8 protein-coding genes are annotated in these 11,670 nt (G+C 70.5%); 6 read left to right on the top strand and 2 right to left on the bottom strand.

All coding sequences use genetic code 11. The annotated features are described in order from the left end of the window. Positions 1-305 precede the first annotated feature (305 nt). The 6 genes from hpnA (at position 306) to FV227_RS16020 (ending at position 7,429) form a co-directional block, all read left to right on the top strand. Complete coding sequence (gene hpnA / locus FV227_RS16045) at positions 306-1,346, top strand: hopanoid-associated sugar epimerase (RefSeq protein WP_147859434.1); 1,041 nt, start codon at positions 306-308, stop codon at positions 1,344-1,346. After that, positions 1,343-2,242 carry a squalene synthase HpnC gene (gene hpnC, locus FV227_RS16040; protein ID WP_147859433.1) on the top strand — a complete coding sequence of 300 codons (900 nt, stop codon included), beginning with the start codon at positions 1,343-1,345 and terminating at the stop codon, positions 2,240-2,242. The genes hpnA and hpnC overlap by 4 nt, the downstream gene beginning before the upstream one ends. Then, complete coding sequence (hpnD, locus tag FV227_RS16035) at positions 2,239-3,090, top strand: presqualene diphosphate synthase HpnD (RefSeq protein ID WP_147725751.1); 852 nt, start codon at positions 2,239-2,241, stop codon at positions 3,088-3,090. The genes hpnC and hpnD overlap by 4 nt, the downstream gene beginning before the upstream one ends. After that, positions 3,090-4,376, top strand: a complete 1,287-nt coding sequence (hpnE, locus tag FV227_RS16030; RefSeq protein ID WP_147859432.1) for a hydroxysqualene dehydroxylase HpnE — start codon at positions 3,090-3,092, stop codon at positions 4,374-4,376. Before hpnD ends, hpnE begins: the two co-directional genes overlap by 1 nt. Before the next feature lie 142 nt (positions 4,377-4,518). Continuing rightward, on the top strand, positions 4,519-6,516 hold the full coding sequence (gene shc / locus FV227_RS16025) for a squalene--hopene cyclase (RefSeq protein ID WP_147725753.1): 1,998 nt from the start codon (positions 4,519-4,521) through the stop codon (positions 6,514-6,516). A 148-nt stretch (positions 6,517-6,664) separates the two neighbouring features. Continuing rightward, the gene (locus FV227_RS16020) at positions 6,665-7,429 is read left to right on the top strand and encodes a phosphorylase (protein WP_147859431.1); all 765 of its coding nucleotides are present in this window, start codon (positions 6,665-6,667) and stop codon (positions 7,427-7,429) included. Positions 7,430-7,462: 33 nt separating this feature from the next. Here FV227_RS16020 and FV227_RS16015 read toward each other — a convergent pair whose 3' ends face one another. Together FV227_RS16015 and hpnH are read right to left on the bottom strand one after the other, a co-directional pair. Beyond that, complete coding sequence (locus FV227_RS16015) at positions 7,463-9,949, bottom strand: esterase-like activity of phytase family protein (RefSeq protein WP_147859430.1); 2,487 nt, start codon at positions 9,947-9,949, stop codon at positions 7,463-7,465. Positions 9,950-10,156: 207 nt separating this feature from the next. After that, positions 10,157-11,320, bottom strand: a complete 1,164-nt coding sequence (hpnH, locus tag FV227_RS16010; protein WP_147725747.1) for an adenosyl-hopene transferase HpnH — start codon at positions 11,318-11,320, stop codon at positions 10,157-10,159. Positions 11,321-11,670: the final 350 nt, after the last annotated feature.

Genomic DNA, 11,670 nt, shown 5'->3' with positions numbered 1-11,670 from the left:
TGCGGGTGCGCACGATGACCCTGCCCGACAGCTACCAGGACCACGACAGCCCGGACAAGATGTACGCCGAAGCCGGCCTCGACGCCGCCAGCATCGTCCGGAAGGTCGAGGACATCCTCCCCGAGCGTCAGGAAGGGCGTTCGCGTCTCCGCCTCGCTTGAGGGCGTCGTCGCGCGCCACGATCCGGGCCGCCTGTGGCCCGGATCGCCTTGTCGTGCACGTCATTCGATGACAAAAGCCGGCTTGCTGCGGTGCGATGCCCAAAACGAAGGCATCGCCCGCGTTCCCGTGACGATTCGAGCGTGATGGCAGAGGCGACCCCAAGCGGTTCTTCCGACCTCGGCCCGGTGCTGATCACCGGCGCGAGCGGCTTTCTCGGGCCGGCCCTGGTCGACGTGTTCCGCAACGCCGGATTTCCGGTGCGCATCATGGTGCGTGCCACGAGCCCGCGCACGAACCTGACCTGGTCCGACGTCGAGGTCGTCGAGGGCGACATGCGCGACCCGGAGGCTTGCGCGGCCGCGATGCGAGGGCAGCGCTACCTGATCCACGCCGCCGCCGACTATCGGCTCTGGGCGCCGGACATGGAGGAGATCGTCCGGACCAACCGCGACGGCACCCGCAACCTGATGCGCGCCGCCCTCGAGGCGCGCGTCGAGCGCGTGGTCTATACGTCCAGCGTCGCCACCATCAAGCCGCCGGACGACGGCGTCACGCCCTCGGACGAGACGCGGCCGCTGACGCCCGAGACCGCCATCGGCGCCTACAAGCGCAGCAAGGTCGTGGCCGAGCGCGTGGTCGACGCGATGGTGGCCGGCAGCGGACTGCCCGCGGTGATCGTCAACCCGTCGACGCCGATCGGCCCGCGCGACGTCAAGCCGACGCCGACCGGGCGCATCATCCAGGAGGCGGCGCTCGGCAAGATGCCGGCCTTCGTCGACACCGGCCTCAACCTCGCCCATGTCGACGACGTGGCCGCCGGCCACCTGCTCGCCTTGCGCAGGGGGCGGATCGGCGAGAAGTACATCCTCGGCGGCGAGAACGTGCTCCTTTCGCAGATGCTCGGCGACATCGCCCGCATGGTCGGCCGCAAGCCCCCGACGGTGAACCTGCCGCGGGCCGTGGTCTACCCGATCGCCTTCGTTTCCGAGCAGATGGCGCGCATCACCGGCAAGCAGCCCTTCGCCACGATCGACGGCATCCGCATGTCGCGCTACCGGATGTTCTTCTCCGACGCGAAGGCGCAGGCCGAGCTCGGCTACGCCGCCCGCCCCTACCGGGAGGGGCTGTCCGACGCGATCGACTGGTTCCGCGGCGCGGGATACCTGCCGGGAGCCGAGCGATGAGCGCGTCCGGCACCGCCACGGAGCTGCGCTCGGGCAAGGGTGCGAACGACGAGAACTTCCCCGTCGCCTCGCACCTGATCCATCCGAAGAATCGCGGCGCGATCCTCGCGTTCTATGATTTCGTCCGCGCCGGCGACGACGTCGCCGACCATGCCGCGCTGTCGCCCGAGCGCAAGCTCGCGCTTCTCGACGGTCTCGCCGACGCCCTGACCGGCGCGGGGGCCGCCGACCCGGAGGCCGAGCCGCTCAAGCGCGAGCTCGCCGCCCGCGGGCTGCCGCCGCGCCACGCCCTCGAGTTGCTCGACGCGTTCCGGATGGATGCGCGCAAGAACCGCTACGCCGACTGGGACGAGCTGATCCATTACTGCCGCTACTCGGCGATGCCGGTCGGTCGCTACGTCCTTGACGTGCACGGCGAGGATCCCGCCCGGGTCTGGGCCGCCTCGGACGCGATCTGCGCAGCGCTCCAGATCGTCAACCATCTCCAGGATTGCGGCAAGGATTTCCGCACTCTCGACCGGGTCTACATCCCGCAGGACGCGCTCGATCGGCACGGCGCCACCGTCGCCATGCTGGGAGCCGCCAGGGCGACGCCGCAATTGCGCGCGGTCATCCGCGACTTGGCCGAGCGGACGCTGGGCCTGCTCGACGCGGGCAAGGTGCTGCCGGACCTGATCGACGACCTGCGCCTGTCGCTGGAGATCGCGGCGATCCACCGGCTCGCCGTCGTCCTCGCCCGCGGGCTGCTCGATCGCGATCCGCTCTCGGAGAAGGTCCATTACGGCAAGGCCGGTTTCGCGTTGACGGCGCTCGGCGGCATCGGCGCGACGCTGGCCCGCCGGCCGTTCCGAGGGCGCATCGTCCGCGCGGCGCCGCAGGGCAAGGCTTACCCATGACCGTCACCGCCACCGCGACGGCCCTGCCCGCTGACGAGGCCCCGGCCCTGTCGGCGGCCGGCTCGTCGTTCTACACCGCGATGCGCCTGCTGCCGAAGGAGCGGCGCGAGGCGATGTACGCCGTCTACGCGTTCTGCCGTGCGGTCGACGACGTCGCCGACGACGGCGGCGCGGCCGACCTGCGCGCGGCCGAGCTCGACCGCTGGCGCGCCGACATCGACGGACTCTATGCCGGCAGGCCCGCGGCGCGCGTGCGCGACCTCGTGGTTCCGGTGCAGCGCTACGACCTGAAGCGGGAAGACTTCCACGCCGTGATCGACGGCATGGCGATGGACGCGTTCGAGGACATCGTCGCGCCCGACGCGGCGACCCTCGACCTCTACTGCGACCGGGTCGCCAGCGCCGTCGGGCGCCTGTCCGTGCGGATCTTCGGCATGCCGGAGGCGCTCGGCATCGAGCTCGCCTGGCACGAGGGCCGGGCGCTGCAGCTCACCAACATCCTGCGCGACATCGACGAGGATGCCGAGCGCGGCCGGCTCTACCTGCCGCGGGAAAGGCTCGCCGCGATCGGCCTGACCGATCCGACGCCGCACGCGGCGATCACGCATCCGCGCATCGGCGAGGTCTGCGCCGCGCTCGCGGCGGAGGCCGAGGCGCATTACGCCGCGACCTGGGCGATCATCGCCAAGAGCCCGCGCAAGCCGACCAAGGCGGCCCGCCTGATGGCGGCGGCCTACCGGCTCTACCTCGTCGCGCTGCTCAAGCGCGGCTGGGCGATGCCGCGGGCGCGGGTGAAGCCTAGGAAGCTCGCCCTCGTCGCCGTGGCGCTTCGGCACGGGATCGTCTGATGGCGACGGTCCACGTCGTCGGTGCCGGGCTCGCGGGCCTGTCGGCCGCCGTCTCCCTGGTGGAACGCGGCGCCCACGTCGTCGTGCACGAGGCGGCCAAGCAGGCCGGCGGCCGCTGCCGGTCGTACTACGACCCGACGCTCGGTCTCGAGCTCGACAACGGCAATCACCTGCTGCTGTCGGGCAACGCCGACGCCCTCAAGTTCCTGAAGCGCGTCGGCGCGCCGGACGACGCGCTGACCGGCCCGGACGAGGCCGCCTTCCCGTTCGCCGACCTGAAGACCGGCGAGCGCTGGACCCTTCGCCCGAATGCGGGCCGGGTGCCGTGGTGGGTGCTAAGCAAGGCGCGCCGCGTGCCGGGCAGCCGCGCGCGCGACTACCTCGCGCCGCTCGGCATCCTGCGGGCGGCAGCCGGCAAGGCGGACGGTGCCGGCGGGACGATCGGCGCCAGCATGGCCTGCGAGGGCGCGCTCTACGACCGGCTCTGGCATCCGGTCCTGCTGGCGGCGCTGAACACCGAGGTCGCCGAGAGCGATGTCGGGCTGGCCGCCAAGATCCTCCGCGAGACGCTGGGCGCCGGCGGGGCGGCTTGCCGCCCGCTGGTGGCGGTGAAGGGCCTGTCCTACGCCTTCGTCGACCCGGCGCTGCGGTACCTCGCATCGAGCGGCGCCTCCGTCCGCTTCGGCCGGCGCCTGCGTGGGTTGGGCCTCGGCGCGGCCGGCGTCGAGCGGCTCGACTTCGCCGACGGGGCGGTCGACGTGGCGGACGGCGATTCGGTCGTGCTGGCCTTGCCGCCCTGGGTCGCCTCCGAGATGCTGCCCGGCCTGTCCGCGCCGAAGGCGTTCCGCTCGATCGTCAACGCCCATTTCAAGATGGTGCCGAAGGCGGGCTCGCCGCTGATCCTCGGCATGGTGAACTCGCTGACCGAGTGGCTTTTCGCCTATCCCGACCGCTATTCGGTGACGATCAGCGGCGCCGACCGGCTGCTCGACGTGCCGCGCGAAGATTTGGCCAAGCAGATCTGGGCCGAGATCGCGACCGTGGCCGACCTTGCCCCGGAACTGCCAAGCTGGCAGATCGTCAAGGAGAAGCGCGCGACCTTCGCCGCGACGCCGGTTGAGGCCGCGCGCCGCGCCGGCGCGGAGACGGCGTGGTCGAACCTCGTGCTCGCGGGCGACTGGACGGCCACCGGGCTGCCCTCGACGATCGAGGGGTCGATCCGCTCGGGCAAGACGGCCGCACTCGCCCTGTCGTGCGATCCGGCACGCACGCGCGGCGCCGCATGAGGCAGGACCGAGACGAGCATGCGTTCGGACCGGCGACGGGCCGGTACGGCCCATGCGTAGGCAGGACGAGAGGGGCGAGCCGTGATCCGATCCGGGACGATCGGGCGCGGATCGAGAGTTGTGGCCGTTTGAGGCGAGGATGATGCGAGAGGCTGTGAACAAGGTCGAGGCGCTGCAACGCCCGAAGACCCAGGCGATTTCCCTCGACGACGTCGATCACGGCGTCGCGCGGGCGACCCGCGCCCTGACCGCCCTCGCCCAGGCCGACGGGCACATCTGCTTCGAGCTCGAGGCCGACGCCACGATCCCGTCCGAGTACATCCTGTTCCACCAGTTCCGCGACACCCGTCCGCCCGAGGGCCTGGAGCCGAAGATCGGCAATTACCTGCGTCGCACGCAGGAGAAGCATGGCGGCTGGGCCCTCGTCCACGAGGGGCCGTTCGACATGAGCTGCACGGTGAAGGCCTACTTCGCCCTCAAGATGATCGGCGACGACATCGAGGCGCCGCACATGCGCCGGGCGCGCGAGGCGATCCTGTCGCGCGGCGGCGCGGCGCAATCCAACGTCTTCACCCGCTTCATCCTGGCGCTCTACGGCGAGGTGCCGTGGTCGGCGGTGCCGGTGATGCCGGTCGAGGTGATGTTCCTGCCGAAGTGGTTCCCGTTCCACCTCGACAAGGTGTCGTACTGGGCCCGCTGCGTGATGGTGCCGCTCTTCGTGCTGCAGGCGACCAAGCCGCGGGCGAAGAACCCGCGCGGCGTCGGCATCGGTGAGCTGTTCCTGACGCCCCCGTCCAGCGTGCGCCGCTGGCCCGGCAGCCCGCACGCGACCTGGCCGTGGACGCCGATCTTCGGCGCGATCGACCGCGTGCTGCAGAAGGTGGAGGCCTACTTCCCCCATCGCATCCGCCTGCGGGCGATGGAGAAGGCGCGGGCCTGGGTCAGCGAGCGCCTGAACGGCGAGGACGGGCTCGGCGCGATCTTCCCGGCCATGGTCAACACCGTGCTGATGTACGAGGCGATGGGCTACGGCCCGGACCATCCGCAGGTCCGCGTCGCCTGCGACGCGATCGAGAAGCTCGTCGTGGTGAAGGCGCACGAGGCCTACGTGCAACCCTGCGTCTCCCCGGTCTGGGACACCGCTCTGGCCGGGCACGCGCTGCTCGAGGCCGGCGGCACCGATGCCGAGGGGCAGGCCCGCGCCGGCCTCGACTGGCTGCTGCCGCGCCAGGTGCTCGACATCGCCGGCGACTGGGCGGCGGCCAAGCCCAAGGTCCGCCCCGGCGGCTGGGCCTTCCAGTACGCCAACGCCCACTACCCGGACCTCGACGACACCGCCGTCGTGGTGATGGCGATGGATCGCGCCATGCGCCAGCACGGGCTGGTGGCCAACATGCCGGACTACACCGCCTCGATCGCCCGGGCGCGCGAATGGGTCGAGGGCCTGCAGTCGAAGGACGGCGGCTGGGCGGCGTTCGACGCCGACAACAACCACATGTACCTCAATCACATCCCGTTCTCGGATCACGGCGCGCTGCTCGACCCGCCGACCGCGGACGTGACCGCTCGCGTCGTGTCGATGTTGTCGCAGCTCGGCGAGACCCGCGAATCGTCGAAGGCCCTCGATCGCGGCGTGACCTACCTGCTCAACGACCAGGAGCAGGACGGCAGCTGGTACGGCCGCTGGGGCATGAACTTCATCTACGGCACGTGGTCGGTGCTGTGCGCGCTGAACGCGGCCGGGGTCGATCCCGCCTCGCCCGAGATCCGGCGCGCCGTGGAATGGCTGATCCGCATCCAGAATCCGGATGGCGGCTGGGGCGAGGACGCGTCGAGCTACAAGATCGATCCGGCGTTCGAGGCCGGCTCCTCCACCGCATCGCAGACCGCCTGGGCGCTGCTCGCACTGATGGCCGCCGGGGAATGCGACGACCCGGCCGTGACCCGCGGCATCAACTTCCTAGCGCGCACGCAAGGAACCGACGGCTTCTGGAACGAGGAGCGCTACACCGCGACCGGTTTCCCGCGGGTGTTCTACCTGCGCTACCATGGCTATCCGAAGTTCTTCCCGCTCTGGGCGATGGCGCGCTACCGCAACCTCAAGCGCGGCAACAGCCGCCGGGTGGCGTTCGGGATGTGATCGGCCGACTTTGCGCGATCCGAGCGGAGCGGGCACGGGCGGGAAGGACCGTCTGCGCCACCCCGGGCTCGGCGAGCGGTCGGGGTGATTTGTAGGACGGACCGCCGGTGATCGCTTCGCGGATGCCACCCTTTACGATCGTCGACCCATGACCCGCGTGGAGCCGGCGTCCCCTGCCCGCGCGGTCGGTCTCCATGCGCCCGACCCCGCGTCGAGCCTTCCGGTGCTCGCCGTCACGGGCCTCGCCAAGGAACGCCGGCTCGCTTCGGGCCCCGGCGTCGAGGCGGTGGGCGCCGGCGGAAATCCCGCCCGTCTCGCCGCCCTGCTGGCGTCGTGGGACCCGCCCGGCTGCCGCGCGATCGTCAGCATCGGCATCGCGGGCGGTCTCGATCCGAACCTCGTTCCGGGCGACGTGGTGGTCGCGGCCGGAATCGTCGCGGCGGACCGGCGCTACGAGGCCGATCCGGCGGTCGCGGCCGCCCTGCTCGCGCGCCTCGGTCTGCCCGGCGACACGATTCGCTCCGGCGACCTCGCCGGCGTCGATGCTGCGGTGATGAGCGTCGCGGGCAAGGCCGAGCTGCGGGCGCGCACCCGGGCGCTAGCCGTCGACATGGAATCGCACATCGCCGCCGCCTTCGCGGAGCGGCACGGTCTGCCGTTCGCGGCGATCCGGGTGGTCTGCGATCCGGCGCACCGGGCCTTACCCGCCTTCGCCGCCCAGGCTCTCAAGCCGAATGGCGAGCCCGACATCCTCGCCGTCCTCTCGGCTGTCGCACGAGGATCGGCCCGGATTGTCGATCTTGTCCGTCTCGCGCGCGATTCGAACGCCGCCTTCGCGGCGCTCAGCCGCTGCCGCACGCTCCTCGGCCCGAGCCTCGGGGTGCCGCCGCACGAGGATCGCCGCGGCGCCTGAGCGTGCGGCTTCGGCGATCCTCTAGCTCGCCTGCTACCACTGATAGCGAAGTCCCGCGGTGACGCCGTGGGCGACGCCCGTGCGGGTGCCGATGGCCGCCTGATAGTCGACCCGCCAGCCCAGGTCGTCGGTGAGGCTGCCCTGCAGGCCGGCGCCGGCGCTGACGAAGTCGTCGCGCAGGAACGGCACGGCCACGGCGGCGGTGGCGAGACCGTTCTGGACGCTGGCGAGACGCACGGTGCCGCTGCTGCCTTGCGGAACCGTGGCGAGGTTGTACGCCAAGCGCACCGACGGGATCAGTCCGGCGAGCCCGTAATAGGCCAGCTCGCCGCCGAAGCGCACCGTGGTTTGAACCAGGGTGAGGTCGCGATACGCGATGTTGTTGCCCGCCGCTCCGGTCTCCGTGAAGCCGTCGACGGTGCCGGACAGGTGGGTGATGCCTGCGAACAGCGTCAGCCCGAGGTCGCCGGCTCGGATCGGCACGCCGGCCTCGCCGTCGATCGCGAAGGCGCTGCCCGAGCTGCGCCCGGACGCGGTGAGCCCGTAGGCCGCAGGTCGGCGGATCCCGTCGAGGCTGACCTCCGGCGCGCCGCCGACGATGCCCTGGGCGTAGAAGTCCGCACCGTAGTAGCCGGCATAGGCCGAGACCGTGAAGGCGCTCTGGTCCTGCCGGAAGCCGCCGGCGCGGCTGAGCGACCCGCCGCCGCCGCCGACGGCGACGCCCGCGCGCCAAACTCCGGGCAGCGGAAGATCGAGTCCGGCGCTGCCCTGCGCGATGGTGCGGTCGAGGGCGAGGCCGCCGTTGCGCGGCTGGTCGGCGAACACAACATCGCTGCGGATCCACAAGCCGCCGGACTGGCTCCAGGGCCCGGCGAGGCCCTGGCCGCGGCGCAGGGCGGCGAGGTGGTCCTGCACGCCCCGTGTCGCCGACGCGGCGAAGCCGAGGGTCGCGCCGCCGAGCCCCTGAAGCACCACGGGCGCCGTCTGCTTCATCACCGCGAGGGAGAGCGGATCGACGTAGGTGGGCAGCGTCAAGCGATAGGCGAGCAGCACCGAATCGTTGTTGATGCCGGCATCGTAGCCCTGACCGTTGATGCTGCCTTGCCGGGTGAGGAAGTCATTGTCGTTGCCGACGAGCAGGAAATAGTCGTTCGGCGCCCGCTCGCTCAGCACCGGCACGAGACCGAGGGCCTCGAACTTCTCCGAGAGCGTGGTCTGGGTCGCCGGGTTGGTGTTGAGGTTCATGCCGAAGCGCCCGAGCTGGACCGGGTTCAGCAGGTTGACGATCTCGGTCGTCTGCGCCGGCTGGACCCCGGGCCGCAGGGTGCCCCCCGGCGAGATCGGGGTGGCCCCGTCGTAGGGGGGGCCGGCGATGTTTGTGGCCTGCGCGATGTCGACCAGCAGGACGCTCTTGTAGACGATCGGCGTGGTGTTGCCGGTGCCGAGCCCGTTCGAATCGCGAGAGAGCACGAGGAACTGGGTGTCGTTGAGGGCCAGCATGTCGCTCTGTGCCGCCGTCCGGTTCGGCGCGCCGCCGTTGCCGGTGTCGCGGTAGGTCGGCAGCTGCAGCACGTATTCGCGCGCGGGCGCGGCCGGTACCGCGCTGCCGGCGAGGTCGTAGATCAGGATGCGGGTGTTGTTGCGCTGTTGCTGATTCGGGCCGGAATCCTGGAGCGTGGCACTCTGCAGAATGGTGACGAGGCTGCGGCCGTCGGGGGCCAGCGACAGCGCCTCGAAGCCCTGGTTGTTGCGTCGGCCGGTGTCGGGCGGGTTGATCGAGTTGAAGTCGAGCGCCCCGGCCGTGCGCGGCCGGATCGCGTCGGGCACGCCGAGCACGCCCTGAAGCTGCCCGCCGGCGCTGAAGTAATAGATGTTCGGCCCGTACTCGTCGCTGACGTAGAAGGAGCCGTCGAGTCGCCGCGCGAGACCTTCCGCATCGAGGCTGATCCGGCCTGCGCTCGGCCCGCTCGCCACCGAAGGCAGCACCGCGCCGAGCTGGGTCGTGGTGCCGGAGGCCGGATCGAGACCGCTGAAGCGCCGGCCGTTGGCATCGGTGAGCACGATGCCGCCGTTCGGCACGATCGCGATCTGCCGCTGGGAGGCGGTCAATTGCGGCAGGCCCGCGCCGGGATCGGGCGTGAAGCTGAGATTGAAGCGGTTCAGCCGGCCGGCGTAATCGGAGAACAGCCCGCCGCTCGGATCGTTGTAGCCCCGATCGGGCAGCGTGTAGAGCGTGCCGCTGTAGGTGGCCCCCGAGCGCCGCCAGCTGGCGAGGTCGATCGCGAGCGCGGAGAACGAGCCCAGCGTGTCGCCGAGGAAGTCGCGGGTGGTGGCCGGCAGCCGGCCGACGCCTTGGAGACCTTGGTTCACGACGGTCGCATCGCCAACCGTCACCGCCACTGGGCCGTCGGCCGTCGTCAGGTTCGGCGTGCGGATCGCCTGGGCCGAGGCCGCGCCCGTCAGGAACGCAAGCACGCCGAATGAGCCCACGGCTCGCGCCGCGCCGTACCGTGTCACCATCGCGGGATCCCCCAGCCACTCAAGCTGAGCCGCAGCTAGGGATCGGGCATGACGGCCCGGTGACGGCAGGAAGGATATTTGTCCTGCGTTGGGTCAGCTGCAGACATCGTGTCGCGAAAGGCACGACGCTCCACCGAGCCTCGCCGAAACGAAGGAGGCCCGCACGGTTTCCCGGGCGGGCCTCCTCGAATGCGCGTGGCCGAGCCGTCAGGCCGCGGTGCGGTTGCGGGCTTCGCGCTTGGTGTCGACGCCGGAGGCTTTGATCTCGGAGAGCTTCTGGGCGACGTTGCGGGAGAACACGAACTCGGCCGGGCGCTGGTTCTCGAGGCTGACCTCGGGGGCCATCTCACCCTCGGTCTTGATCCCGCGGATGGCGTGGATCAGCGGCTTCCAGGGCTTGCGCACCGAATCGACCACCGAGGAGGCCTCGTAGCCCGAGTGGACCATGCAGTCGGCGCACTTCTCGTAGTTGCCGGTGCCGTAGGAATCCCAGTCGGTCTCCTCCATCAGCTCCTTGAACGTGGCCGCGTAGCCCTCGCCGAGCAGGTAGCAGGGCTTCTGCCAGCCGAACACGGTGCGGGTCGGGTTGCCCCAGGGCGTGCAATGGTAGGTCTGGTTGCCGGCGAGGAAGTCGAGGAACAGGCCCGACTGCTGGAACGCCCACTTCTGGCGGCCCTTCTCCTTGCCGGCGCGGAACACGCCGCGGAACAGGTCCTTCGTCGCCTTGCGGTTCAGGAAGTGCTGCTGGTCGGGCGCGCGCTCGTAGGCGTAGCCGGGCGAGACGGTGATGCCGTCGATGCCCATCTTGGTCACGCTGTCGAAGAAGTCGGCGATCTTGTCCGAGGACGAGTTGTTGAAGAAGGTGCAGTTGATGGTGACGCGGAAGCCCATCTCCTTCGCCTTGGCGATCGCCGCCACGGCCTTGTCGTAGACGCCGCGCTGGCAGACCGAGCCGTCGTGCATCTCCTTGTCGCCGTCGAGATGGATCGACCAGGTGAAGTACGGGCTCGGCTTGTACTCCTTGATCTTCTTCTCGAGCAGCAGCGCGTTCGTGCACACGATCGCGAACTTCTTCTGCGCGATGATGCCCTCGACGATCTGCGGCAGGTCCTTGTGCAGCAGCGGCTCGCCGCCGGCGATCACCACCATCGGGGCGCCGCACTCGCGCACGGATTCCAGCGCGTCCGCCACGGGCAGGCGCTTGTTCAGGATCTCGTCGGGGTAATCGATCTTGCCGCAGCCGGCGCAGGCGAGATTGCAGCGGAACAGGGGCTCCATCATCATCACGAGCGGATAGCGCTTCCGGCCGGTGAGATGCTGCTTGATGATGTAGCTGCCGATCGTCGCGACATACCGGAGGGGGATTCCCAAGATACGGCTCCTGTTTGCGTAGCCCCGAACCAAGGGGCTGCTTAACGTGAAAAAAATTCGAATTCCAGCGCTCTAGCCTGGAACCGATCTGAACGGGCCGGTCCTGGGCCGTTTCGCGTGCGTGTTTGCGGGGCTGACGCAACCGCGCCACAGCCCGAGGGCCGTTCCTGCGAACGCGTCCTGCTTCGGGGGGGGGACCCCATCCTGCCAATGCGTCGGCAATGCGACGGCAGTCCCGCGAAACGGCGCATCCCGTGATATTGCGGTGCGAAACGGCGCCGGCGCCACACATCGATGGGGAGAGCCGCCCGCCTCGGGGGTCGCTGCGTTGCAATCGCAGGGCTGCAAGA

Origin of the sequence: Methylobacterium sp. WL119 (assembly GCF_008039875.1) — a bacterium.
In the GTDB taxonomy this organism is placed as follows: domain Bacteria; phylum Pseudomonadota; class Alphaproteobacteria; order Rhizobiales; family Beijerinckiaceae; genus Methylobacterium.
This window is presented reverse-complemented; position numbering and strand designations above follow the sequence as displayed.